This window comes from Bythopirellula superficialaquae, assembly GCF_059632245.1.
Window position 1 is genome coordinate 2743607 of record NZ_CP197426.1, and the last position, 23466, is coordinate 2767072.

At 55.6% G+C, this 23466-nt stretch carries 26 protein-coding genes; 16 read left to right on the forward strand and 10 right to left on the reverse strand.

Features of this window, described 5'->3' with window-relative positions:
• Position 1 precedes the first annotated feature (1 nt).
• Genes dusB through SH678x_RS11220 form a run of 3 tightly spaced genes read left to right on the forward strand, consistent with a single transcriptional unit; the run spans position 2 to position 1994 of the window.
• Positions 2 to 1063 (forward strand): tRNA dihydrouridine synthase DusB, encoded by a 1062-nt coding sequence (gene dusB, locus SH678x_RS11210; protein ID WP_496923001.1) that lies wholly within the window; start codon positions 2 to 4, stop codon positions 1061 to 1063.
• A gap of 33 nt (positions 1064 to 1096) precedes the next feature.
• The gene (locus SH678x_RS11215; RefSeq protein WP_496923002.1) at positions 1097 to 1798 is read left to right on the forward strand and encodes an ankyrin repeat domain-containing protein; all 702 of its coding nucleotides are present in this window, start codon (positions 1097 to 1099) and stop codon (positions 1796 to 1798) included.
• A gap of 25 nt (positions 1799 to 1823) precedes the next feature.
• The gene (locus tag SH678x_RS11220; RefSeq protein WP_496923003.1) at positions 1824 to 1994 is read left to right on the forward strand and encodes a hypothetical protein; all 171 of its coding nucleotides are present in this window, start codon (positions 1824 to 1826) and stop codon (positions 1992 to 1994) included.
• Here SH678x_RS11220 and SH678x_RS11225 read toward each other — a convergent pair.
• From SH678x_RS11225 to SH678x_RS11235, 3 genes are read right to left on the reverse strand one after another with little or no spacing between them, the layout of a single operon-like run.
• The gene (locus SH678x_RS11225; protein WP_496923004.1) at positions 1991 to 2428 is read right to left on the reverse strand and encodes a DUF2721 domain-containing protein; all 438 of its coding nucleotides are present in this window, start codon (positions 2426 to 2428) and stop codon (positions 1991 to 1993) included. The two genes, SH678x_RS11220 and SH678x_RS11225, sit on opposite strands and share 4 nt — an antisense overlap.
• 9 nt (positions 2429 to 2437) lie before the next feature.
• Positions 2438 to 2602, reverse strand: a complete 165-nt coding sequence (locus SH678x_RS11230) for a hypothetical protein (protein ID WP_496923005.1) — start codon at positions 2600 to 2602, stop codon at positions 2438 to 2440.
• A 27-nt stretch (positions 2603 to 2629) separates the two neighbouring features.
• On the reverse strand, positions 2630 to 4435 hold the full coding sequence (locus tag SH678x_RS11235; RefSeq protein WP_496923006.1) for a sodium-dependent transporter: 1806 nt from the start codon (positions 4433 to 4435) through the stop codon (positions 2630 to 2632).
• 208 nt (positions 4436 to 4643) lie between these two features.
• Here SH678x_RS11235 and SH678x_RS11240 point away from each other — a divergent pair, with 208 nt between their 5' ends.
• The 10 genes from SH678x_RS11240 (at position 4644) to SH678x_RS11285 (ending at position 13330) form a co-directional block, all read left to right on the forward strand.
• Positions 4644 to 5312: a helix-turn-helix transcriptional regulator gene (locus tag SH678x_RS11240; protein WP_496923007.1), complete on the forward strand. Its 669-nt coding sequence runs from the start codon at positions 4644 to 4646 to the stop codon at positions 5310 to 5312.
• A 171-nt stretch (positions 5313 to 5483) separates the two neighbouring features.
• Positions 5484 to 6104 (forward strand): NADH-quinone oxidoreductase subunit B, encoded by a 621-nt coding sequence (locus SH678x_RS11245; RefSeq protein ID WP_496923008.1) that lies wholly within the window; start codon positions 5484 to 5486, stop codon positions 6102 to 6104.
• 40 nt (positions 6105 to 6144) lie between these two features.
• Positions 6145 to 6975, forward strand: coding sequence for a Fe-S cluster assembly ATPase SufC (sufC, locus tag SH678x_RS11250; protein WP_496923009.1), 831 nt, complete (start codon positions 6145 to 6147; stop codon positions 6973 to 6975).
• 78 nt (positions 6976 to 7053) lie between these two features.
• Positions 7054 to 8460 carry a Fe-S cluster assembly protein SufB gene (sufB, locus tag SH678x_RS11255; RefSeq protein WP_496923010.1) on the forward strand — a complete coding sequence of 469 codons (1407 nt, stop codon included), beginning with the start codon at positions 7054 to 7056 and terminating at the stop codon, positions 8458 to 8460.
• Positions 8461 to 8515: 55 nt separating this feature from the next.
• Positions 8516 to 9832, forward strand: a complete 1317-nt coding sequence (sufD, locus tag SH678x_RS11260; protein WP_496923011.1) for a Fe-S cluster assembly protein SufD — start codon at positions 8516 to 8518, stop codon at positions 9830 to 9832.
• Positions 9829 to 10152, forward strand: a complete 324-nt coding sequence (locus SH678x_RS11265; RefSeq protein WP_496923012.1) for a Rieske (2Fe-2S) protein — start codon at positions 9829 to 9831, stop codon at positions 10150 to 10152. Before sufD ends, SH678x_RS11265 begins: the two co-directional genes overlap by 4 nt.
• Before the next feature lie 25 nt (positions 10153 to 10177).
• The gene (locus tag SH678x_RS11270) at positions 10178 to 10495 is read left to right on the forward strand and encodes a metal-sulfur cluster assembly factor (protein ID WP_496923013.1); all 318 of its coding nucleotides are present in this window, start codon (positions 10178 to 10180) and stop codon (positions 10493 to 10495) included.
• Between the two features lie 153 nt (positions 10496 to 10648).
• Positions 10649 to 11671 carry an ATP-grasp domain-containing protein gene (locus tag SH678x_RS11275; protein ID WP_496923014.1) on the forward strand — a complete coding sequence of 341 codons (1023 nt, stop codon included), beginning with the start codon at positions 10649 to 10651 and terminating at the stop codon, positions 11669 to 11671.
• A gap of 36 nt (positions 11672 to 11707) precedes the next feature.
• The gene (locus tag SH678x_RS11280) at positions 11708 to 12715 is read left to right on the forward strand and encodes a hydantoinase/oxoprolinase family protein (protein WP_496923015.1); all 1008 of its coding nucleotides are present in this window, start codon (positions 11708 to 11710) and stop codon (positions 12713 to 12715) included.
• 27 nt (positions 12716 to 12742) lie between these two features.
• Positions 12743 to 13330, forward strand: a complete 588-nt coding sequence (locus SH678x_RS11285) for a hypothetical protein (RefSeq protein ID WP_496923016.1) — start codon at positions 12743 to 12745, stop codon at positions 13328 to 13330.
• Positions 13331 to 13382: 52 nt separating this feature from the next.
• Here SH678x_RS11285 and SH678x_RS11290 read toward each other — a convergent pair whose 3' ends face one another.
• Positions 13383 to 14258, reverse strand: a complete 876-nt coding sequence (locus tag SH678x_RS11290; RefSeq protein WP_496923017.1) for a deoxyribonuclease IV — start codon at positions 14256 to 14258, stop codon at positions 13383 to 13385.
• Positions 14255 to 14494: a hypothetical protein gene (locus SH678x_RS11295; protein WP_496923018.1), complete on the reverse strand. Its 240-nt coding sequence runs from the start codon at positions 14492 to 14494 to the stop codon at positions 14255 to 14257. Before SH678x_RS11295 ends, SH678x_RS11290 begins: the two co-directional genes overlap by 4 nt.
• Before the next feature lie 112 nt (positions 14495 to 14606).
• Between SH678x_RS11295 and SH678x_RS11300 the strand changes: the two genes are divergently transcribed.
• Entirely contained in the window at positions 14607 to 15458 is an 852-nt protein-coding gene (locus SH678x_RS11300; RefSeq protein WP_496923019.1) for an SPL family radical SAM protein, read from the forward strand.
• 283 nt (positions 15459 to 15741) lie between these two features.
• On the opposite strand, the gene SH678x_RS11305 is transcribed toward SH678x_RS11300, so the two are convergent.
• The gene (locus SH678x_RS11305; RefSeq protein ID WP_496923020.1) at positions 15742 to 16590 is read right to left on the reverse strand and encodes a preprotein translocase subunit SecD; all 849 of its coding nucleotides are present in this window, start codon (positions 16588 to 16590) and stop codon (positions 15742 to 15744) included.
• A gap of 417 nt (positions 16591 to 17007) precedes the next feature.
• Here SH678x_RS11305 and SH678x_RS11310 point away from each other — a divergent pair, with 417 nt between their 5' ends.
• Together SH678x_RS11310 and ndk are read left to right on the forward strand one after the other, a co-directional pair.
• Entirely contained in the window at positions 17008 to 18093 is a 1086-nt protein-coding gene (locus SH678x_RS11310; RefSeq protein WP_496923021.1) for an AAA family ATPase, read from the forward strand.
• Between the two features lie 174 nt (positions 18094 to 18267).
• Complete coding sequence (gene ndk / locus SH678x_RS11315) at positions 18268 to 18726, forward strand: nucleoside-diphosphate kinase (protein ID WP_496923022.1); 459 nt, start codon at positions 18268 to 18270, stop codon at positions 18724 to 18726.
• Positions 18727 to 18864: 138 nt separating this feature from the next.
• Here ndk and SH678x_RS11320 read toward each other — a convergent pair whose 3' ends face one another.
• The 4 genes from SH678x_RS11320 to SH678x_RS11335 form a co-directional block, all read right to left on the reverse strand.
• Positions 18865 to 19881, reverse strand: coding sequence for an acyl-CoA desaturase (locus SH678x_RS11320; protein ID WP_496923023.1), 1017 nt, complete (start codon positions 19879 to 19881; stop codon positions 18865 to 18867).
• A gap of 232 nt (positions 19882 to 20113) precedes the next feature.
• Positions 20114 to 21400, reverse strand: a complete 1287-nt coding sequence (locus tag SH678x_RS11325) for a metal ABC transporter permease (protein ID WP_496923024.1) — start codon at positions 21398 to 21400, stop codon at positions 20114 to 20116.
• On the reverse strand, positions 21397 to 22692 hold the full coding sequence (locus SH678x_RS11330) for a metal ABC transporter permease (RefSeq protein WP_496923025.1): 1296 nt from the start codon (positions 22690 to 22692) through the stop codon (positions 21397 to 21399). Before SH678x_RS11330 ends, SH678x_RS11325 begins: the two co-directional genes overlap by 4 nt.
• Positions 22689 to 23456: a metal ABC transporter ATP-binding protein gene (locus SH678x_RS11335; protein WP_496923026.1), complete on the reverse strand. Its 768-nt coding sequence runs from the start codon at positions 23454 to 23456 to the stop codon at positions 22689 to 22691. Before SH678x_RS11335 ends, SH678x_RS11330 begins: the two co-directional genes overlap by 4 nt.
• Positions 23457 to 23466: the final 10 nt, after the last annotated feature.

A 23466-nucleotide genomic window follows, 5' to 3' on the forward strand; every position in this document is an offset into this window, starting at 1 on the left:
CATGTCGCTCACCGAATCCCCACTCGCCGTTGCGCCCATCGCCAAGCCGTTTTACATCGGCCCGCTGCTGATTGATCCGCCGATCTTGCAGGCCCCCATGGCGGGGTTCACCAACTATGCCTTTCGGCAGATCGTTCGCGAATTCGGCGGGGCGGGTTTGTTGGCTACCGAGATGGTCAACGCCCGCGGCTTTGTGTGGCTCGATGAGCAAGAAGCCGAGCACCCCGACCGCTTGTGGGGCGTCGCCGAAGAGTCGCGGCCACTTGCTGTGCAGATTTGGGATAATGAGCCCGAAACGCTGGCCAAAGTGGGTGCTCGGCTCGCTGGCGATGAATACGGCGTGAGCGTTGTCGACATCAACTTCGGCTGCCCCGTGCGTAACGTCACACAAAAAGCTCACAGCGGCTCTTATTTGTTGAGCCAACCCGAGCGGATGGGTCAAATCATCGAGCAAGTCGTCGCGGCCTGTGCCCCGACGCCGGTCACCGCGAAAATCCGTCTCGGCTGCACCCGCGACACAATCAACGCCATCGACATTGCCCAAGTTGTCGAGGGAGCCGGTGCCGCGGCACTCACCGTGCATGGCCGGACCGCGCAAGACATGTTCACCGGTTCGGCCGATTGGGATCGCATCGCCTCAATCAAACCCCATTTGAAACGGATTCCGCTCATCGGCAACGGCGATCTCGACACGCCGCAGAAAGTGGTCAATGCCTTCCGGCGTTACAACGTCGACGGCGTGATGATCGCCCGGGCATCGCTCGCCAAACCGTGGCTGTTCGGGCAAGCCGCCGCGGCGATTCGTGGCGAGCCGATTCCCCCCGAGCCGACGCTCGAAGAAGAGCGGCAGCTTCTGTTGCACCATTTTGAACTCGTGTGCGAACGCTTCGGCGACGAGCGAGGCACGATGCTGATGCGCAAGTTCGCCTGCTGCTACGCCCAAGGCCGCCGGGGAGCGCGCGAATTCCGCAAGCACGTGGCGACGATGAAAACCCCGGCGGAATTTCGCGCGATCGTCGCGGAGTATTTTCCGCGGGAAATCCTGGGGCACTTTCACACTTAAGCGGTGTCTCAAAGAGAAGAACGGGTCCATAAAATGCCTATTGATCTCATCTCCGCCGTCAAAGAGGGAAACATCGAAGACGTGCAAGAAGCACGTCAACATTCGAGGAACATCAATGAAGTCGACCGCGAGGGATGCACCGCGCTGTACCATGCTGTTATCCAACGCGACCTTGAGAAGGCTAAGTTCCTGTTGCAAAAAGGCGCTAGCCCAGTAGCCATTGCTTTAGAGCGGATGCACAAAAGCGCCTTGAATAAAGCCGCCGAACGGGGGTATTTGGAAATTGTGGAGGCCATCTTGGACGCGGGTGTTCATCCTGACGCGGTTACCGAACACGGGTTTCCTACTGCACTCATGAGCGCAGCACTCAAGAACCGTTTGGAAGTCATGCAACTTCTGCTTAATCGAGGCGCCAACCCTAACTACAAATCTGTTGATCGGCTACGTCCAATCGATTACACAACTGGTGGACCTACTTTGGAGGCCTACGAACTTCTCTTGCCGTTGACGGATCGCTGGTACCGTAAGACTGCAAAAAAGAATTTGGAACAACGACAGTGGCTCAATGCACAGCGAGCGGCCAAAGAGACGCCCGAGTTTAAGGCGGAGCAGCAGCGAAAGTATCAAGAGTTTGTTGAGAATCAGGAGGAAGTTTCTCTACTAGACCAGCTCATTGCAGGTAAAATTCATATATCAGACATTAAGCCCTATAACGTCGAAGATTTCGACAACTGAGTGTGTTCTCTCTGACTTTGCCCGAATGCTGACGCAAATCGAATTCACACTTCTTACCCTATATATTGCTCCGTTCAAGGCCGCCGGGGCACGTGAATTTCGCGAACACGTGGCGACGATGAAAACTCCGGCGGAATTTCGCGTGATCGTCGCGGAGTATTTTCCGCGGGAGAGCATACACTTGGCGGGCACCTAACTCGGATGCCGCACTTCAATCGCTAGCGCGTGCAACGTCACGTTCACGTCGCGCAGAAACGACACCAACGAGCCGATGATTCCGAGCATGCTGCCCATGAAAATGATGCTAAGGAGCCAGCCGATTTCCCACTTCATCAACACGCTCAGGAAGACCAAGATGATCAGCAGCGCCGCGAGTAACGCACTGGTGGCTGCCATGAAGATTGCCGAACGAAGTAATCGACCTCGGTGAAGCAAGACTTTCAGCTGCGATTGGCTATTCTCCTGCTCTTCGTTCTCGGCTTGTTTCAGGATCGAGACTAATTGCCGTGAACGGTCGATGACTCGGCCCAAACGATTGGTCATCGTCAGCAGCAGCAGCCCGTCGCCAGAAATCAGAATTGCCGGGCCAACGGCGATCTGCAACACGGGAATCAATTCATTTAAGATCATGCCAGCCACTCAATCCGCATCCTGCGTGTCGCCCGTGTCGATATCTAACGGAGCTTTCATGCTGTCTCCGAGTTCGCTCGGAGGCAAGGTGAGAACTCGATACATGCAAAAGCTAACGAGTCCTAAAACACCGCACACCGACGCGATCATAATCATCCAGCCGGATGAAGTCATAATAAGTTCCTCGCAAAACTGCGGCTATTACAAGCGGCCTTCGCGCTCCCAACGTCGGCAGGCGATATTAGTCAGAATGCTCATAAATATTCCCACGATGATGATAAAGCCAATCGACATCATCGCGACCCTGTTGTAGGCCAAGGCCTGCACGGTGCCGATTGAAAATCGATTGACACGCAGCCCCGACTGACCTTCGTCATTTTTCGCGATTTCAAACGTGTAGAGCGGCTTAGTTGTTTCGTCGCGAATCATCCAATACGGTTCGCCTTCTTCGGTGGTGATGGAAAACGTCGTGGGAACGGTTTGCTTGTTGTCATTGAGCACACTCATCACGTTCTCGGGGACCGTATTGTCGAAGACCTGCGGGACTTCCTCACCGGGTAGGAAGGCAATTTCCACGTCTTTGCTCACCAGCGATTGCCAACAGAACATCCCAAAAATGACAAACAAAAAGAGTGGCGAAACATATTTCAACATGAACTGCACCAACCGCGGCACGCGCAAATGGGCGCCGTGGTGCATCTCTTCTTCGCCCTTCTCAATTCCTAATCCCCACCCATACAGCAGCGTCTGAAACATGGCCAGCACATAGATGAGGAATGTCCCCACCCAGAAATCCATCGTATCGAGGGCGACGGTTCCTTTGGAAAAGTAAACGCAAAAGCCCGTGCCAAACGCCGCGATCAACCCAAGAAATGTCACCGAGGCATGACGCTTCAGCCCTAAACCCTCTTCAAAAAAGGCGATCACTGGTTGCAGCATCGACAGGCTGCTGGTGATGGCCGCTAAGAACAACATAAAGAACCAGACGAAACCAAAGAACCGACCACCGGGCATCACGGCAAACACGTTGGGCAGTGCGTTGAAGCCCAAACCAAACGTCCCCATCATCGTGGCACTCGCGCCTAGAAAAATAAATGCCGCCGGCAGGGTAATCATTCCCCCCAAACAGACTTCGAAGAACTCATTCACGCTGCACGCCGTCAAACTGCTCAGCGCTACGTCATCTTTCTTCTTCAAGTAACTGGCGTAATTGATGATGATGCCAAAACCGGCAGAGATGCTGAAAAAGATCTGCCCCGCCGCAGCGAGCCAGGTGTCGGGCTTCCACAGAAACTCGGGATTCGGGTTCCACATCGAGCCCAAGCCGTTAACCAAATTGTTTTCGGGATGCGCGGGATCGGGCGTTCCCAGGGTGAGAACACGAATCAAAACGCAAATCGCGCACACCGCCATCAACGGTATGGCCACGTTGCAAAATTTTTCGATCCCTTTGCTGATCCCGCGATAAATCAAAATGAAATTTAGGATGAAGACGAAAGCCAGTATCCCAACCAGTTCATTATTGCCCCCTTCGTAGATAAATCCGTCGGCGTTTTTACCGACAAAATTATCGAAGTAGGCCGTGTAGGCCGCGGGGGTCGGTTCGATATTATTGAAGTTGCCCACGAGATAGTCGTAAGCGTAGCCCAAACACCACGCTTCGATCAGCACGTAATACATGTAGATCACCAGCGGGATCAGTAACGCCAGCGAACCGAAATAGCGCGCGATCTTGCTGGGCCAGATGACGGAAAAAATTCCGGGCGCGGAATTGAAGCCTTTGCCGCCGCCATAACGGCCCATGGTCCATTCTGCCCAACACATGGGGATTCCCAGGATCAGGAGGGCCGCGAAGTAGGGGAGCATGAAGGCCCCCCCGCCGTTTTGAGCGGCTTGCCCAGGAAATCGCAAGAAATTTCCCAAGCCCACGGCCGAGCCAGCCACAGCCAGAATGACCCCCAACTGCGAACCCCACTGCTCCCCTTGTGGGCCTTTTGCTTCGCTCATGCTCTCTGCTCCCAATCGGGGAAGTTGCTGGTCGGGTTCCGTGTGCTAGCAGGCACGCGAATTTCCATGCTACTTCTAGCTAATAAACTGTTCTGGGTCAACACTTTACGATTTGTCACTTATTTTTCAAACCAACCATTGTCAAAAATAGCCGATTCGGTACGATAACTAAGGAAGTAGTAGCCAAGCTTTTTCAGAGTAACGACTTATGTCCGTGCCTCACCATCAATTTTCGGACGAAGAGCATGCCGTTGGCGACCGCGCGGTGGTCGAATACCTGCGTCGCCAGGGTGCTGCCACGGTCCAAGACTTGGTCGACTACGCTGGCGTGACCGCCACGGCCATTCGCCAACGCCTGACTCGCTTGATGGATCAGGGCCTGATCGTTCGCGAATCAGAAGCCGCCGGACGCGGGCGGCCCACACATCGCTACTCGCTCTCCACGGCAGGAGTGCGCTCAAGCGGCACGAATTACGAAGATTTGGTGGGTGTTTTGTGGACCGAAATTCGGGCCGTGAAGGACCCTGATGTCCGTTATGGTTTGCTCAAACGGATTGTTGTTCGTTTGGCCGAGCTTTACCGCGATCAAATCAAGGGCGAGTCGGTCAACGATCGAATGGAATCGTTGGTCGAGCTGATGCGAGGTCGCGACATTCCGTTTGAAGTGATCAAGCCCGTCGAAGGGCAACTGCCGGTGCTGAAAGCGCTGGCCTGCCCTTACCCGAGCTTAGCCGAGCAGGATCGCAGCATCTGTTCGATGGAAAAGATGCTGTTTGCCGAAATCCTGGGGAGTGGCCTGCGACTGAGCGACTGCCGCTTGGACGGGGCGACCCATTGTACGTTTGATATGAACCCTCACGTGGCTGCCTCGGTTTAGCGGTGGCTTCCAGCCGCTGCCAAGTGACTTGGCGGCTGGAAGCCACCACTACGCAGCACCTAGCCACTAGGAAAATACCGTGTTACTCTTGACCGATTCGAGCGGTTCCTGGAAGGGACCGCAGCGCGAACAAATCAGTCGAGAGAAACCCTTGGAAATTGGAAGATTGTTATGAGCCAGCCATGGATTGAAGGTCGCTTTGAAGAGAACGTCATCACCACGACGGTCGAGCAAGCCATTAACTGGGCTCGGCAGTCGAGCATTTGGCCGATGACGTTTGGACTCGCTTGTTGTGCTATCGAGATGATGGCCGCGGGCGCTAGCCGCTACGACATGGATCGCTTCGGTGCGGGGGCGTTTCGCGCAACTCCTCGTCAAGCCGACCTGATGATCGTGGCCGGCACGGTGACCTACAAAATGGCGAGCCGCGTACGCCGACTTTACAACCTGATGCCCGATCCGAAGTTCGTGATCGCCATGGGTGCCTGCACCGTCGGTGGCGGTCCTTATTTTAAGTATGGCTACCACGTGGTGAAGGGTGTCGATTTGGTTGTGCCCGTCGACGTTTATGTCCCCGGCTGCCCGCCGCGTCCTGAAGCCTTGCTCGAAGGACTCATGCGTATCCAAGACAAGATCAAAGGCCACCGCATCGGCAAAGCCGCCGGCACTGCAGGCCCAGGTTTGCTCGGTCGTAAGCTCGAAGACGAACTTCCGATGCCTCACCACAGTGGCTATGTCGCCTCCGCGGTCGAGATCGACCCTGTGTACGACCACCAAAAAATCACTGGTTAATTTTATTCCGTAAACCGAATTTCGAACTCCGCAATTGAAAATGACTGAAACGCTGAAAATTACGAATCTCCATGTCTCCGTCGAAGGCAAGCCAATCTTGCGCGGCGTGAATCTTACGATCAACCGTGGCGAAACCCATGCCCTCATGGGCCCCAATGGTTCCGGCAAGAGCACGCTCGGCAACGTCATCATGGGACATCCTAACTACGAAGTGACCGAAGGCACGATCGAGCTCAACGGCGAAGACATCTCCGAGTGGGATGCCACGGAGCGGGCCCGCGCGGGGATTTTCATGGCGTTTCAACGTCCGATGGCGATCCCCGGCGTGAAGATGGCCGACTTCCTCCGCCATGCGACGACCAACGTTCGCAACCCGGCGCGTAAGGAAGGCGAAGAGCTGATCCCCATGCGGCAGTTCCGCAAGGAATTGACTGAGAAGATGGAACATCTTCGCATGGACGTCGAGTTTGCCCGCCGTTATGTGAACGATGGTTTTTCGGGTGGCGAAATGAAGCGGGCCGAAATCCTGCAGATGGCCATGTTGCGGCCCAAGTTCGCGATCCTCGACGAAACCGATAGCGGTCTCGACGTTGACGCCGTTAAGTTGGCCAGCCAGAGCATCGCACAAATCGGCAAAGAGACGGCCGACAGTGCGGCCATGGGCATCCTGATTATTACCCACCACGACAAGCTCCTCGACCAAAACACGCCGGACTTCACGCACGTGATGCTCGGCGGCAAGATCGTCGAAACCGGCGGAGTCGAATTGGCTCACGAGTTGTTCACCGATGGCTACGACCGCGTGCGGGCGAGCTATCCCGAAGCAGCTGCCCAAGAGCGCGAAATGGCCACCGCCGAAGCTGCTGTTTAGTAACGCATTACTGTCATTCCCGCACAGCCGGGAATCATGAAGACACCCACCCGCCTCGTTTGAGAGGGGATAAATATTATGGCTTCCGATATTCTGCAAGAACCCACCATCGGTGAAATCAATAAGTACGATTTCATCACACCGTCGCACGATGTGTTCAAGGCCAAGCGTGGCTTGAACGCCGAGATCGTCGAGCAAATCTCCGACATGAAAAAAGAACCCGCCTGGATGCGGGACTTCCGTCTCGAATCGCTCAAGATTTTCGAGTCGAAGCCGATGCCCCAGTGGGGTGGCGATATCGGGATCGATTTCCAGGACATTTTCTACTACTTGAAGCCCACCAACGAGCAGGGCAAGTCGTGGGACGATGTGCCTCAGGACATCAAAGATACTTTTGACAAGCTTGGTATCCCTGAAGCGGAAAAGAAGTATCTGGCGGGCGTGAAGGCCCAATTCGAGAGCGAAGTCGTCTACGGCTCGCTGCAAGAAGACCTCGGCAACAAGGGTGTGATCTTCACTGACACCGATACCGCCGTGCGGGAACATCCCGAATTGCTCCGTGAGTATTTTGGCACGATCATTCCGCCGTCGGACAACAAGTTCGCCGCGTTGAATTCCGCCGTATGGTCGGGTGGGTCGTTCATTTACGTGCCCCCCGGCGTGAAGATCGAGTTTCCGCTGCAAGCCTACTTCCGCATCAATGCCGAGCAGATGGGGCAGTTTGAGCGGACGCTGATCATTGTCGACGAAGGGGCTTCGGTTCACTACGTCGAAGGTTGCACCGCCCCCATGTATACCACCGAGAGTTTGCACTCGGCCGTGGTGGAAGTGATCGTCAAGAAGAATGGCCGTTGCCGTTACACGACGATTCAAAACTGGGCCAACAACATTTACAACCTCGTGACCAAGAGAGCCGTGGCTTACCAAGATTCCTTGATGGAGTGGATCGACGGCAATCTCGGCAGCCGGCTCACGATGAAGTACCCGGCCGTCTATATGATGGAACCGGGGGCCCGTGGCGAGATCCTGTCGATTGCTTTTTCGTCGAAGGGTCAGCATCAAGACGCCGGCGCGAAGGTGGTTCACTGTGCCCCGCACACCAAGAGCCGCATCATTTCCAAGAGCATCAGCAAGAACGGCGGCCGCAGTAGCTACCGCGGCTTGTGCAAAGTCGAAGAGGGTGCGACCGACTGCAAGAGCAACGTCGTTTGCGACGCATTGATTCTCGATTCGGACAGCCGTAGCGATACCTATCCGTACATCGAAGTCGAAGAGCAAGACGTGCAAATCGAGCACGAAGCCAGCGTCTCCCGCATCGGCGAAGAGCAACTCTTTTACTTGATGAGCCGCGGCCTAACCGAAGCCGAAGCGAGCTCGATGATCGTCAGCGGCTTTATCGAACCGTTGATCAAAGAACTGCCGATGGAATATGCGGTCGAGATGAACCGGTTGATCGAACTGCAGATGGAAGGCAGCGTGGGTTAAGCCCGCTTCCGTTCCTTTCGTTACAAGTATTTTTTTGAATTTTTGATTGAGTTCTATGAGCGTGACTTTGCAGGCAACTGGCTTTTCGCAAGAAGTATTCGATTCGTTCCTCGCCAGCCGCGACGAGCCTAGTTGGCTTACCGATCGCCGCGTGGCCGCTTGGAAACAATTCCAGACCTTGGCGATGCCCAGCAATCGTGACGAAGAATGGATGCGGACCGACATCCGGCTGTTCAAGTTCGATCGCTTCACGCCGTTTGCCGAAATGGAAACTCCCGCGCACAAACCGACTGGTTTGCTCGCCGAGGGCGTGCAACTCGCTGGTCAAACCATTTCGCTCGATAGCCGCAACCAAGAAGGCGAGCTCTCGGAGAAATGGGCCAAGAAGGGCGTAATCTTCGGCAGCCTCGATACTCTCATCGCCGAGCATGGCGACTTGCTGCGGCCTTATATCGAACGCCAGTTGGTGAATCCCAACAAAGACAAATTCTCGGCGCTCAATGCGGCATTGTGGAGCGGTGGCACGGTGCTGTTCGTTCCGAAAAACGTGCAAATCTCCGAGCCGCTGCACTCGCTCTCGATTATGAATGCGGGCGGCGTGGATCTCGGCAAGACGCTCGTCATTTTGCAGGACGGAGCGGAAGCGACATTATTATCCGAAACGGCCAGCACCGAACACGAAGGCGAAGGGTTGCATTGTGGTTCGATTGAGCTGATCGTCGAGCGCGCAGCCCGCCTGCGTTATGTGAACCTGCAAAATTGGGGCACGGGCGTGTGGCACTTTGCCCACCAAATGGGCCACGTCGGGGAGAAGGCCGGATTGCAATGGACCATCGGTGCCCTCGGCAGCCGGCTCGCCAAGGTGAATCAACACGTGGCCCTCACCGGCCAAGATGCCGAAGCCCAAGTCAACGGCGTGATGTTCACTCAGGGCAAACAACATCTTTGCTACAACACCCACCAACATCACAAAGCCGCTTACTGCCGCAGCGATTTGCTTTACAAAGCCGCGTTGCAGGATAAGTCCCGCACCGTTTGGCGCGGCATGATCAAAGTCGACGAAGGGGCCCAGCGCACCGACGCCTATCAGCGCAACGACAATCTCATGTTGTCGCGCGATGCCCGCGCCGATTCGATTCCTGGTTTGGAAATCGAAGCCGACGACGTGCGTTGCACCCACGGCAGCACCAGCGGCCGCGTCGACGATCAACAATTATTCTACGCCATGACCCGTGGCTACACCCGCAAGGAAGCCGTCCGCATGATCGTCGAAGGCTTCTTCCAACAGGTGTTCGACCGCATCACGATTGAAAGCGTCCGCGAAGCCCTGGGTGAAGCCATCGGTCGCCGCGTGCGAGATATCGGCGAATGAGCGATTTCCATCCGGTTGCCAAAGTTTCAGAGCTTACCGACCCAGGCTCGATGCTCGTCGAGGTCGAAGACCGTTTGGTCGTATTGATCCACGCGGCGGGACATTTCTATGCCCTCGACGACGTTTGCACACACGACGGCGGCCCGCTCTCCGATGGTCCGCTCGATCCGAAAGCAGGTACAATCGCTTGCCCCCGCCACGGGGCGAAGTTCGACATCAAAACCGGCGCCGCCGTGACGATGCCCGCGACGAAGCCTACAATAGCTCATGAAGTGAAGGTCGAAGGGGATCAAATCTTCGTGCGACTTAACGAAGCATAACCACCAGATTTTTGTGAGGTGCATCATGCCCATAGCCGAAGACGCCGTTCGTGAAGAACTCAAAAAGGTGATCGACCCCGAGTTGTTCGTCAATATTGTCGATCTTGGCCTGATCTATGAGATCAAAGTCGACGAGACCGACGAAGGCAAATCTAACGTCGCGATCAACATGACAATGACCAGCCCCGCCTGCCCCGCGGGTCCGCAGCTGCTCGGCCAGTCCAAGGATTTCGTCAGCCGAATCGAAGGGGTCAACGAAGTCGACGTGCGGCTCGTGATGGAGCCACCCTGGACCCCCGACCGCATGACCGACGACGCCCGCGATCAGCTGGGAATTTTCTAGTAGTTTGCGTAACTGTCATTCCGAGGGGAGTTCTACGACCCGAGGAATCTGGCTTCGGGCTTTTCACGTTATCCATGCGAGATCGTTGGGCACACCAGATCCTTCGGTCGGCAAGCCTCTCTCAGGATGACATGATTCAGACACACTCCCCTCATGCACATCTTCCTCTACGAGTGGATCACCGGCGGGGGACTTGTTGAAGAACCGAGCCCGCTCCCCGAAACGCTGCTCATCGAAGGGGAGGCGATGCTCACGGCGCTGGTGAGCGACTTTGCCACGATCCCCGAGACGCGCGTAACCATTCTTCGTGATGCCCGGCTCGATCCGCTCACCCTGCATCGTTGCCAGGTCGTCGACGTTCACTCCTGCGAACATCATCTCGAAGAGTTTTCACGACTGGCGGCCAAAGCGGATCATACGATCGTGATCGCGCCGGAATTCGACGGCATTCTTTCCGACACAATTCGCACCGCGCGCGACGTCAACGCCAAGTTGATTGCCGCGTCTGATGAGTTCATTCGCATCGCGTCGAACAAACACTTAACCGCCGAAACTCTCACCGCCTCGGGCGTGTCAGTTCCCCCGGCCATTTTGCTCGACGCCGACGTCGAAAAGCTGCCGTTCGATTTTCAATACCCGGGCGTCTTGAAACCGCTCGACGGTGCTGGTTCGCAGCATACTTTTCAGGTGACGAGCCGCTTCGACGAGCCGCCGCCCTACCCCTGGCCGCGCAGGCTGGAACAGTTTATCCCCGGCATCGCGGCCAGCGTGGCATTTTTGTGTGGCTCCGAACATCGCGTGGCCCTCGCAGCTTGCCGACAGCATCTCACCGACGATGGCCGCTTCGGTTATCTCGGCGGTTCGCTGCTGTGGGAAACAGACCTTGCCGAGCGTGCCGCAAAGCTCGCCGATCGCGCGTTGGCAGCCATTCCGGGCGCGTTGGGCTATGTGGGAGTTGATCTTATTCTCGGTGAAGCAGAAGATGGCAGCCAGGACGTGGTGATCGAGGTGAACCCTCGGCTCACAACTTCCTACGTCGGTTTGAGAGCGATGACACACGACAATCTTGCCGCGGCGATGCTCGAAAATGCGGCGGGCAATCGATTGACGCCACAATTTCGACTCGATCCCTTAGAATTCTCCGCCAACGGCGCCGTTCGCCGACCATTAGGATAACTCTATAGCCGGGCCGCAACGCGGGCCGGGAGAACCATGAACCTCCTCGCCCTCGACATCGGCGGTGCCAACATCAAACTGGCTGACGGCCAAGGCTTCGCGGCGAGTTGTCCCTTCGCGCTCTGGAAACAGCCTGAGGAACTGGCAACCCAGCTGTCCCGTTGCTTGGCCGAAGCTCCACCGCACGAGCGCATTGTGGTCACCATGACCGGCGAGCTCTGCGACTGTTTTGAAACCAAACGCGTAGGCGTGCGGCACATCGTCGACGCCACGTTAAAAGCAGTCGGCGAAACGCCCGTGTTGTTTTACCAAACAACCGGCGAGTTTGTTTCCGCCGACCAAGCATATGAGAAATATCTGCTCACCGCGGCCAGCAACTGGCACGCGCTGGCCACCTTCGCCGCAACTTTCTGTGACGACAAGCCGGGCATGTTAGTGGATATCGGCTCCACGACAACCGACATCATTCCCATTCTCCACACTCAAGAAGCGGGTCACGGACGAACTGATCCCGATCGACTCAAGTCCGGCGAGTTGGTTTACACCGGAATCGAGCGCAGCCCCGTCTGCGCAGTAGTCTCTCACCTGCAATGGCACGACAGTGCGTGTCCCGTGGCTCAAGAATTGTTCGCCACCACGGGCGACGCCTACCTGCTGTTGAAAGAATTGGCGGAAGATAGCGAAAATCTTTCCACCGCGGATGGCCAGCCGTTTGACTTTGACTCAGCCCACGCACGCCTCGCCCGCATGGTTTGTGGTGATTGCGAATTGGTCAGCCGTGCAGAGGTCATAAGTTTTGCCGAAGAGATTCAAGAGGCTCAACTCAGACTTCTCGTGCCTGCATTTTCGCAGGTGATTGGTGTCATGGGACAAAGTCCTGAGGTGATTGTGCTAAGTGGCCACGGAGAGTTTCTCGCGAGACGACTTCTCAAGCGTCTTGAGTTCGACGTTTCCGTGATTTCACTCACAAAAATCTTGGGCCCGGAAGTCAGCCGCTGCGCGACGGCGCATGCCCTGGCGGTAATCGCTTCTGAAACAAAGTAGCCGCGATTCAACAAATAGCACGGTTTCATGCCAAAACCCTTTATACGAGTCGTCAAAGTCGGTGGCAGCTTATTGAATCTGCCGAACCTGGGCGGACAAATTCAAAGATGGCTCAATCAACAAGTTCCCGCACAGAACATACTCATTCCAGGCGGCGGCATTCTTGTCGATGCCGTGCGGATGGAAAGTCACGGCGACGACGCGACCGATCACTGGTCCTGCATCGCGATTATGAACGCATTGGCGCTGACTTTCGCAGGCAATGTTCCCACCGCACAGTGCATCACTTCCCCCGATAATCTGGCGGAAACCGATGCGTGCTATGTTCTTGCTCCAGAAACTTGGTTGCGGGACTGCGAACCTTTACTCCCTGGCACACGCCTCCCAGAATCCTGGGACGTCACCAGCGATTCCATCGCCGCGCGCTTGGCAATCTGCCTTGATGCCGACGAATTGGTGCTGCTCAAAAGCGCTGACCCGCCCACTGGCGATCTGCAAGAACTGAGCGATCTCGGCTACATCGACAAGTTCCTTCCCAAGCTCGCCGCGGAATTGCCGCCGTGGCGGATGGTGAATTTGCGAAGCTTCACCGGCGATTCGTCGAATCGCGGCTAATCCAGCTCTCAGAAATCAACAGCTCTAGCCGCGAACCGATGGTTCGCCGGTCCTACTTCGCAATCAACCCGCGCAGCGTTCGCAGATTGATCACATCCAAATCCTCGCCGTCTTCTTCGCCCTTGGCGGTTTCCAGATACATCGGCACTTTTGCAAATCGCTTATCGTTCATCAGATTGCGGAACGGCTCGAGCCCCATCTTGCCGCGGCCGATATGGGCGTGGCGATCAACGTGCGAGCCCAGATCCTTGAGACTGTCGTTGAGATGAAACGCCTTCACGCGGTCGATGCCGACGATGAGATCAAGCTCCTTCATCGTGGCTTTGTAATTTTTCGGCGTATCGAGCGGATAACCGGCCGCGAAGATGTGGCAGGTGTCGACGCACACGCCCACGCGGTCGGGATCTTTCACCAGATCGATAATCGCAGCCAAGTGTTCGAACTTCGCGCCGAGATTGCTCCCCTGCCCTGCCGTCGTTTCCAACAGGCACTTCGCTTGGCAATCGGGCAACTGGCCGTGAACTTCATCCAGCGCTTCAGCGATCCGTTTCAGCCCCGCCTCTTCGCTAGAAGTCGTAAACGCCCCCGGATGTGCCACGACATAGGGAATCCCCAACTGCTCGGCCCGTTGGAGTTCGACCACAAACGCATCGATCGACTTCTGCCACAACTCTGGGTCGGGGCTCGCCATGTTGATCAGATACGAATCGTGCGAAATCGGGTGCGAGATGCCCAGCGACTTGAGCGAATCTCGAAACTGCACCGCTTCGGCCTCGGTGATTTCCTTGGCCCGCCATTGATTGTTGTTCTTGGTGAACAACTGCACGCAATCGCAGCCCGCCTTGCTCGCGGCTTCGACGGATTTGTAATAACCGCCGGCAATCGACATGTGAGAACCGAGGATCGGAGCGGATCGACCTACGCTCACTTTTTCGAAGCCTTCTTGGCTGCCTTTTTCTTCACGGCCTTTTTGCTAGTCTTGGGTGCAGACTTCGTAGCAGCTTTTTTGGCAGTCTTCGTTTTTGCCGTCTTCTTCTTGGCAGTTTTCTTAGCCGACTTCTTCTTCGCTGTCTTTTTCTTAGCCGTTTTAGCCTTGGGGCCAACTCCTACCCAGCTTTCGACCGTTTCCACGATTTCTTTGATCTTGCTCTTTTTCTTCGCCATGAATCACTCCTTGAATAAAAAACTAAGACGGGAAGTCATCAACCCAGGCACACTATAAGCTTCACAGATTCGCGCGCCTACTCTTCGCAGGGTGAGCGCGTAAAATTATCCAATGCCGATCCCACTGATCAATAACAAGTCGATCCTTACCCCGACGAGCGGCTTCCTTGGCTCGGGGTTCACGCACACGATCAATATCTATTCAGGCTGCGCGTTCGCCAGCTCGGTCTGCGGAATCTATTGTTACGCTCAGCACAACCACTGGATCACGCAGGGCCGTCCCTGGGGATTGTATGGAGCGAAACACAATGTCGTGTCGGCCTATGACAAGGAGTTTGATCGCCTGAAGCAGCCACGCCGCGGCGATCCCAAGTTCTTGCGCATCTACATGAGCTCCAGTACCGACCCTTATCTCCCTCAAGAGCGGTCGCTGGGGCTCACTCGGTTGCTTCTGGAAGCGATGCTCGTTCGTCCCCCCGACGGCCTCGTGATTCAGACTCACGCCACGTTAATCGAAAGAGATTTCGATCTCATTAAAGATCTCGCCACGAGAACGGCTCTCTGGGTGTCGATCACGGTCGAGACCGATCAGGAAATTCTTCCCGGCTTTCCTCAACATGCGTCATCACCCGCGGCGCGGATCGCAGTATTACGCAAATTTCGAGAAGCCGGTATTCCGACGCAGGCAACAATCAGTCCCTTGCTCCCTTTGGCCAATGTTACCAGCTTTGCCCAGTCGCTATGCCAAGCCGCCGATCGAGTCGTTGTCGATCATTATCTCCTTGGTGACGGTTCGAACGGTGGCTGGCGGACGAGGCAAACCGAGTTTCCGAAGTTGCTCGAGGATGCCGGGTTCGGCGAGTGGAACAGCCTCGATAAATTTTGGGAGGTCGTGTCGACCTTACGCACGGTGCTGGGAGCGGATCGAGTGCTGGTGTCGGAAGCGGGGTTTAATACGGCGTGATCAAGGGGAAGGTGGAGGGCGGAGGGCGGAAGGGGGAGAACGGCGAGCCGTCAGCGTGAGGGCCACGTGTCATTCCCGCGAAGGCGGGAATCCAGTATTTTGAAACTCATCCCTCCGTGTGCCACTGGCTCGCCAGTGCTTTTCGACGACGCATGACCGACAATCCATCGTGACAAACGCACCACCAATCTTGCTGGTCACATTTCTTCTAAGACAATCCGCAAGAGCTTGGCTTTTTTAGACACTGGCAAGCCAGTGGCACGCGGAGTGAGCGCCCGGAGTCTCATTTTTGTGAACTCTCGTTAGCCATCTCTCGGAGAGAATAAGGCAAGACCCCAGCTCTCAATATTACTAAAAGCTCGTCGATCGTCTCTTCTGGCAAGCCGATGAAATCCAGGGGTTTCTCTTTCAATTCGCTTAGCCCAGCGGCACCGTAGGCTTTGCCATCGACAAACATTCCGCATACTAATTTTGTTTGGCCTTTGTCAGACCTCAGAAAATCGGCCTGATCCTTTAAAATTGACTGTCCTTCGGAGTTAAGAGTAATATTCAGGACTGGAGTATTTCCGCCATCAATCGCTTTCGACGCAGACATTAGATATTCCCCGCTCAACTGCGACTTTACAATCCACGTAAGAACTTGAGACTGAGATTGTCTAGTTCGTACAACTAGACAATTGTCACGATGAAAACGTGGAGAATATGTTGAAAGTGGGAGCCATTCCGTATTGATGGCTTTGTTTCTTTGTTGCTGCCATGAACTCGCAAGAGCCTGATCGATAACCTTGCGATTACTCTTCTCCCAGGAGTCAACGTAAAAACGCAATTTGACCTCTCCGTGAGTCAGTCTTCTCTTGATCTTCTCCAAATGATTCAAGTCAAGTTTGTCGCTAATTCGAACTCCAATCTGATCATCACCGTCTTGAAATGCTTTGCCGAGTCCCGACAATCTCTCATTCACAACGGTCAGCAAACTTTCAAAGTCAGTGCCGTGACTACCCGGCTGAGACTTGTCAACGGCGTAGTAGAGGGTTATCCCTTTTTCAGTCGCGGCAAGAATCGGCATCGCAGAGCAAAATGCTGCTGCTATGAAGAAAAAGCTTCGTAAAAAGAAGCATACGGAGAATGGCATAAACAATCTCTTTAATCTGGTGACGTTCTTAAAAACAGTTTTTCGTCATAGCTAATCATAAACAGCTGCTTGGCAATCTGACAGTATCCAATGAAATTGTCGCTGACGCACGTCGATTCACTTGTTAATAATTTTCATCATCTCCTATCATTCACCGTCAACCCACCATTCTTGGCCACCCCGCATTTTCTTCTCTCCGCGGCCGCTGCGTCTCTGCGTGAAATAATCCCTCTCACCCAGATTTTTTTGTAGAAATTGTGCCACGGGTTGTGCTAAACCTGGATGCAACGTCTGGATTCCCTCCCCCACGTCCGTGAGGGCAGGCTCTGCGCGAGAATGACAGATTTTGCCGGAACTGCGCATCCGCCTATGGCGGATTCCGGCCTACGTCCTTAGTAATTTTGCATGAGTGGTGTTATGTCTGGCAGAAGTTATCGTCCTTATCCTTTAAAGCCGCGGGAATTTTATGGCGACAGGCCGCTCGTTCAATCGTTGGGCTGTATTCCTGAAAGTACCGTCAAATGGCTGTGGCGCGATTGGTTCCCGGCCAATAAGGTTTCGATGATTGTCGGGCCCGACGGCATCGGCAAAAGTATGGTCGCACTCAGCATTGCCGCGCGGGTCACCAATGGTCAGGCTTGGCCAGACAAGGCAACGAATCACATCGAACGCGAAAGTGGCGTCTTGTATCTGACTGAAGCGGATGCCCCCGAGGACACGATTCGTCTGCGCCTTCACAAGATGCGCGCCGTCCTAGATCGGGTGTTCATTCTTCAGGAAATCGAAAAGGCGGGGCCGATCCCCGGCGAGAAAACCCATTTCTCGATCGAAGGGACGATCGAGATGCTCACCGAAATCATCGAGAGTATCGATGACTGCCGATTGCTGGTGATCGATCCGCTGTCGAACTACTTAAACCCAAAGGTTCACGAACAGAAACTGATGATCGCCAGCCTTGTCGAACTTGCGCAGCGATTACAGGTGGGGGTGCTGCTCGTCAATCGTACCCCCCACTTTGGCGAGGCGGCACGGGCGGTTTGGACAATTGTCCGCGACCGTCGGGATCGTGCGTGCCGGTATCTCGTACCGGTGAAGAACAGTCTGGCGCCGGATAGCCACGCCATGAAATTTCGGATTGCGGGCAAGGACTCGTATGAAGCTCCTTGTTTGGAGTGGGAGGACACGCCGGTGGAGGTTTCGTCGCTCGATCCCATGACGACAGGCATCAGCAATCTCTCGCAGCTACCGACACAAAGCCTGCGTGAAGTGGCTCGGCTTTGGCTGGTAGAACAATTGGGTAACGGGCCGCGACCTTCGCAAGAGTTGTTTGCCGCGGCGCGTGCTGACCAAATCGCCGAAGCGACGCTGCGCCGTGCCTTGCACGATTTGGGCGGGGTCGCCCGCAAGGCATCAACGGGGGCGTGGTCGTGGAATCTGCCGCTTCTGCAAGCGAACGCCATTTCACCAAGCCCAGTTGCGGAAATCCTTCAACTTGCTCAATGAGGAGGCGTGACAAAGTTGATGAAGATGAACAAGTTGATCAAGTTCGCCCTGAAACAGCGACCTTGAGAGGGAGTTGAATTTGACTTAAAATTCGCGATTCCCTGCGACTCGTTGAGTCGCGGCTATTGTTTTGTTTTTCACAACTTACCACTGACAACAAACGACTGACGAACCATGGAACGCACCTTCATTTTGCTTAAGCCCGATTGTGTCCAACGCCGCCTGATGGGCCAGGTGATTTCTCGTTTTGAACAAAAGGGCCTCAACATCGTGGCGATGAAGATGCTCAAGATTACGCCCGATCTGGCTAAGCAGCACTATGCCGAGCACGTGCAAAAGGGTTGGTACCCGACGCTCGAAGCATTCGTGACGGGCGGTCCCGTCGTGGCGGCCGTCGTCGAAGGCTTGGAGGCGATCAAAGTCGTGCGCGACATGTTGGGCGCGACCAACGGCCTGAACGCCGCCCCCGGCACGATCCGCGGCGATTTCAGCAGCAGCCGGCAGATGAACTTGGTGCACGGCAGCGACGGCCCCGACGCCGCTAAGCGCGAGATCGCACTGTACTTCGGCGAGAAGGAAATCTGCGAGTACACGCCCACGATCACGCCCTGGATGCGTGCGGCGGATGAGTAAAAGAAATTGTCATTCCGAGGGGAGTTCTGCGACCAGAGGAATCTAGATTCGTAACTCACACGTGTTGATGCGCGTGTAAAAGTTGAAGCTAGATTCTTCAGTCGCCTAGGCTCTTTCAGAATGACAATAGCGCAACGCCTACGACGCTTGCTTTTCTTGCCAGACGCGGGGAAGCACGACGTCTTTGACGAGGCCGACTTTTTTCAGCGCGAGAATCGTCAGCCACGTCAGGTCGAATTCGTACCACTTGTGGCCGTGGGCGGCTGCGCGTTGGTCAGCATGATGATTGTTATGCCAGCCTTCGCCGTTGGCCCACAAACCCACGAGCCAGTTGTTGCGGCTGTTGTCGTCGGTTTCGTAATTGCGATAGCCCCACACATGGGTGAAGGAGTTCACACTCCAGGTGATGTGCCACGTGAGAACAGTCCGCACGAACACACCCCACACCAACAGGCTCGCGCCAAATTGCACGCCCCCCGAGGTCCCCCACAGCGGCCAGCCGATCAAGAAACCCGCCGCGAAAAACACAGCCATCGAAATGAAATAAACCTTGAGCCAGTTCTCGTTCTTTTCGAGCTTCATATAGAACGGATCGCGGAGGATATCACGAGTGAAGCGTTGGTAGTCGTAGACGTTCAAGAATTCACGATTCAAAAACATCAACCAGCCGCAGTGACCCCAAAAGAAGTTCACCAGCGGGCTATGCGGATCGGGGCGATCGTCGGAATGCTTGTGATGAATCCGATGCATGGCGACCCAACACGCGGGGGTGTCTTGCATCGTGCAGACGCCCAAGATCGCAAAGGAATGTTCGAGCCACTTGGGGCACGTAAAGCCTTGGTGCGTGAGCAGGCGGTGATAACACAAGTTGATCCCCAACGTGCCGAACACGTAGAGGCCCAAAATCGCGAGCACCACGCCGGTCCAACTGAAGAAGTACGGAAAGAACGCCAGACAGGCGAGTACATGGACAACGGGAATGCCGATCGCATACCGCCAGCGAACTTTGACCGGATCGACCGCCGTTTCGGGCCACTGGAGCTTGCGGCCCGCGGCCGAGGTCAGCCCCAAGTTCTCGGCGACGATGTCGTCGTTCGGTTGGGATTCGGAGTCCAAAACAGGATCAGCTTCGTCGATGATTGTGTCGGTTGCCATGAATTCCACTCAAATAAACAGGTCGTCCGGCCTCTGCGGTTCACCCCATAGTATACAGGTCGAGGCACGGCGGTTAACAGGCGAATCGCAGCGGTTTTCCGAGTGTGCGGGCTCGCACAGCCGTTATTTTCGGCAGTTTGATGGAAGAGGCTGGCGAAGTTTGGGAAAAAGTCCAGGCATTCTTTGGACGTTCCCACGACACTTTATCGTGGATCGAGATTTTCAAGGCAATTTACTCAGGAATCTCCCGGCCGTGGGGATCTTGAGCCGAAGTTTCCAACTCCGCGGCAATCCGCTTTTGAATGTCTTCGTCGATGTAATGTTCCACGCGGTGAGCCGGGTCGTGAACGTGGTCGAGCGGCAAACCCAAGTGCTTTACTAAATAGGCTTCCCAAAGGCGGTGAGAACGAACGAGTTGGCGAGCAGCATCGCGGCCCGTGTCGGTGAGCAATAGGTGGGAATCGCGTTCGACGATCTGGTCCCGGCGTTCTAATTGGTTGGCGGCAATGCGAGCGAGCAGCGTGCCCCCCACGGCGGTTTGGGCTTCGTGGGCCGTGAGCAAATTCGTACTCCCAAGTTCTTCCAAGCGATACAGCATCGCCAGCAGATCCTCGCGCATCACTTGCAGCGACATGCGAAAGTTATGGGCCACTTTGCTGATCACCCCGTACTGCGGGGCAAAGAGTACGGCAATCGTAAACAATCCCCCCGCGGCAACGGTCATCATGCCGCTGATACTGGTATCCCAATAGACACCTGCCGCATAACCCAATACCGCCGCGAGAATGCCAAGAACGGCTGACAGCACCACCATCACCCCGAGGCGATCTGTGAGCAGAAAGGCCGTCGATGCGGGCACAATCAGCATGGCCACGACGAGAATCGATCCCACGGCTTCGAACGAAGCAACCGTGGTGACAGAAACCAGCGTCATCAGCAAGTAATGCATTGCCGTCGCGGAGAAACCCATAGTCGTGGCGAGCTCCGCATCGAACGAACTGAGCTTGAGTTCTTTCCATAGCAAGACAATGACCAGAATATTGACCACCATCACGACCAGCGAACTGAGCAGCGGTCGGGGCAATCCCCACACGCGTTCGGCAAACGGCACGTACTCCAGTGCTCCTTCATAAACGCACCCAATGTCAAAGTGCAGCCCCCCGGCATAGCGCTTCACGAGAATGACCCCCAGCGCAAACATTGCCGTGAATACGATTCCCATACTGGCGTCACTGGGGACGCGGGCATACTGATGAAGTGTTTGCGTGAGGAATGTCGTGAGTAAACCCACAACAACCGCACCGATGAACATTGGCACGATCCCCATCGAGCCACTCAACACAAAAGCTACGACAAGGCCGGGCAGAACGGCGTGAGAGAGGGCATCACCCATCAAACTCATCTTGCGCAGGATTAAGTACGATCCCAGCAACGCACAGGCGACGTTGACAGTCGATCCCGTCAAAACGATCCAAGTCCCAGGGTCTGGTTCCGCGAAACCGATTGGAGGAGGCATCATAGCGTTGTGCCCCCCTGTTCGGCATGAATCTCATGCGGCGATATCGGCATCTCGGCCACGACGGTCGGCAAGCGACCTTCGGCAGCCAATTCTTGTTCGAGCTTGGCTACCAAGGATTCCGGCAGAAGGTGCTCAACGTCGTCGGCATCGCGGTCGACGTGATCGGGGGCAATGTCGGCGTGCCGCACCAGATACAATTCCCACAGCCGGTGAGCTTTGGTGATCTGCGCCGCTCGCCGCAGACCCAGTGGCGTCAATTGCACTTGGTTCTTATCCCACTCGATCAGTTGCTCATCGCGCGCTCGTTCCAACAAGCGCTCCAGCGACCACCAATGGCGATAGTCACGAAGCGTTGAGAGATTGATCACCGGCACGGCGGGGAGTTCGGCTTCGCCTAGTTCAAACAGCGCACGCAAGAGATGCTCTTCGGCCACACGGCGACGAAGGCGATACTCAGACAGTAGCTTGGAAACGATCCCGCGCTGCGGTGCAAAGAGTAGGGAAACTAAAAACAGGCTCGCTGCGGTAAGCACAATCGCTGCGCCAGCGGGATAACCGCGTCCCACTTGTGTGCCGATAAGCCCTGCCGCAGCACCGACGAGCCCACTCACAAGCAACAGCACGGGCAAGCGATTGGTCCAAAACCGGGCCGTTGCGGCGGGCATAATAATCATCGCTGCCATGAGAATGACGCCGACAATCGGAAGCCCGACGATCGTCACCGTGGCGAGCATGGCGAGCATCGCTAGATCGAGCCACAACGTCGGCCAGCCTTGCGAACGAGCAAAATCCGTATCAAAGCAAGTCAGCTCAAATTCCTTGAAGAACAGAACCACTGCCGCGAGCACAACCACCGCCACGACCGCCAGCACAACCAGGTCGCTGTTCAGCATTCCTCCTGGTTCGCCGAAGAGATAGGAATTCAGGCCCGCCTTGTTACCACTGGTTGTTGGCTTTTGCACGATCGAGAGCAGCACCACACCAGCACCAAAAAATGTGCTCAGCACGATGCCAATCGCCGCGTCTTCCTTGGTGCGCGTCCAACGTGTGATGACAGTCACCGCGCCAATCGCCAGCAATCCGGTCACCAAGGCCCCGGCCGAAAGATTGAGCAAATTACGTTGGCCTGTGATGAGAAAGGCCAGGCAGACACCTGGAAGTGCCGCATGGGCGAGCATGTCCCCCACGAGTGCCCTGCCCCGCAGCACGGCGAAACTGCCGACAACACCAGCCATCCCGCCCAACAAGGCGGTGCCGATCATCACTTTGTCGCTGAGTGAAAGACTGATCATGGCAAAGGTTTCTGCCGGCGGATCGCTTCGGCGGCTTCGTCGAGAATCGTCAGCCGCCCGCCGTAGGTTTTTTGCAGATTCTCGGTCGTGAATGTGGTCTCCACAGGCCCGCACGCCACCAGCCGCATATTGAGCAGAATCACATAGTCAAAGTAATCGCTCACGGTTTGCAGATCGTGATGCACCACCAACACGGTCTTGCCGGAAGATCGCAGGGCATGCAAGAGCTCAACAATCGCCGCTTCCGTGGCGGCATCGACGCCGGCAAACGGCTCATCCAGAAAATAGAGCTGTGCGTCTTCGGCCAAGGCTCGGGCCAGAAAGACTCGCTGCTGCTGCCCGCCCGAAAGCTGGCGAATTTGTCGCTTGGCATACCCCGCCATGCCGACTTGCTGCAAACAGCGGTCAGCAATTTCGCGTTCCGCTTTGCCAGGTCGCCGAAACCAACCCAATCGACCATAAGTTCCCATCAGCACAACGTCGCGCACAGTAACGGGGAAATCCCAATCGACCGATTCGCGCTGCGGCACATAGCCGATCAAATGACGCTGCTCTTCGTAGCTCTTGCCGTAGATTTCCACTTTACCGCTGGCAAGGGTGACCAAACCCAACGCGGCTTTGATGAGGGTTGTCTTGCCCGCGCCATTCGGGCCGACAATGCCAACAAGTTTCCCTTCGGGAATCGAAAGATCGATATCCCACAACACAGGCCTGCGTTGATACGCTACGGTCATGTCGTGCACTTCAAAGGCGATCTTTTCCATAGTTTGCCTT

Coding starts and splice junctions, on each gene's coding strand:
- dusB (WP_496923001.1), top strand. CDS start 2: ATGTCGCTCACCGAATCCCCACTCGCCGTTGCGCCCATCGCCAAGCCG.
- SH678x_RS11215 (WP_496923002.1), top strand. CDS start 1,097: ATGCCTATTGATCTCATCTCCGCCGTCAAAGAGGGAAACATCGAAGAC.
- SH678x_RS11220 (WP_496923003.1), top strand. CDS start 1,824: ATGCTGACGCAAATCGAATTCACACTTCTTACCCTATATATTGCTCCG.
- SH678x_RS11225 (WP_496923004.1), bottom strand. CDS start 2,428: ATGATCTTAAATGAATTGATTCCCGTGTTGCAGATCGCCGTTGGCCCG.
- SH678x_RS11230 (WP_496923005.1), bottom strand. CDS start 2,602: ATGACTTCATCCGGCTGGATGATTATGATCGCGTCGGTGTGCGGTGTT.
- SH678x_RS11235 (WP_496923006.1), bottom strand. CDS start 4,435: ATGAGCGAAGCAAAAGGCCCACAAGGGGAGCAGTGGGGTTCGCAGTTG.
- SH678x_RS11240 (WP_496923007.1), top strand. CDS start 4,644: ATGTCCGTGCCTCACCATCAATTTTCGGACGAAGAGCATGCCGTTGGC.
- SH678x_RS11245 (WP_496923008.1), top strand. CDS start 5,484: ATGAGCCAGCCATGGATTGAAGGTCGCTTTGAAGAGAACGTCATCACC.
- sufC (WP_496923009.1), top strand. CDS start 6,145: ATGACTGAAACGCTGAAAATTACGAATCTCCATGTCTCCGTCGAAGGC.
- sufB (WP_496923010.1), top strand. CDS start 7,054: ATGGCTTCCGATATTCTGCAAGAACCCACCATCGGTGAAATCAATAAG.
- sufD (WP_496923011.1), top strand. CDS start 8,516: ATGAGCGTGACTTTGCAGGCAACTGGCTTTTCGCAAGAAGTATTCGAT.
- SH678x_RS11265 (WP_496923012.1), top strand. CDS start 9,829: ATGAGCGATTTCCATCCGGTTGCCAAAGTTTCAGAGCTTACCGACCCA.
- SH678x_RS11270 (WP_496923013.1), top strand. CDS start 10,178: ATGCCCATAGCCGAAGACGCCGTTCGTGAAGAACTCAAAAAGGTGATC.
- SH678x_RS11275 (WP_496923014.1), top strand. CDS start 10,649: ATGCACATCTTCCTCTACGAGTGGATCACCGGCGGGGGACTTGTTGAA.
- SH678x_RS11280 (WP_496923015.1), top strand. CDS start 11,708: ATGAACCTCCTCGCCCTCGACATCGGCGGTGCCAACATCAAACTGGCT.
- SH678x_RS11285 (WP_496923016.1), top strand. CDS start 12,743: ATGCCAAAACCCTTTATACGAGTCGTCAAAGTCGGTGGCAGCTTATTG.
- SH678x_RS11295 (WP_496923018.1), bottom strand. CDS start 14,494: ATGGCGAAGAAAAAGAGCAAGATCAAAGAAATCGTGGAAACGGTCGAA.
- SH678x_RS11300 (WP_496923019.1), top strand. CDS start 14,607: ATGCCGATCCCACTGATCAATAACAAGTCGATCCTTACCCCGACGAGC.
- SH678x_RS11305 (WP_496923020.1), bottom strand. CDS start 16,590: ATGCCATTCTCCGTATGCTTCTTTTTACGAAGCTTTTTCTTCATAGCA.
- SH678x_RS11310 (WP_496923021.1), top strand. CDS start 17,008: ATGTCTGGCAGAAGTTATCGTCCTTATCCTTTAAAGCCGCGGGAATTT.
- ndk (WP_496923022.1), top strand. CDS start 18,268: ATGGAACGCACCTTCATTTTGCTTAAGCCCGATTGTGTCCAACGCCGC.
- SH678x_RS11320 (WP_496923023.1), bottom strand. CDS start 19,881: ATGGCAACCGACACAATCATCGACGAAGCTGATCCTGTTTTGGACTCC.
- SH678x_RS11325 (WP_496923024.1), bottom strand. CDS start 21,400: ATGATGCCTCCTCCAATCGGTTTCGCGGAACCAGACCCTGGGACTTGG.
- SH678x_RS11330 (WP_496923025.1), bottom strand. CDS start 22,692: ATGATCAGTCTTTCACTCAGCGACAAAGTGATGATCGGCACCGCCTTG.
- SH678x_RS11335 (WP_496923026.1), bottom strand. CDS start 23,456: ATGGAAAAGATCGCCTTTGAAGTGCACGACATGACCGTAGCGTATCAA.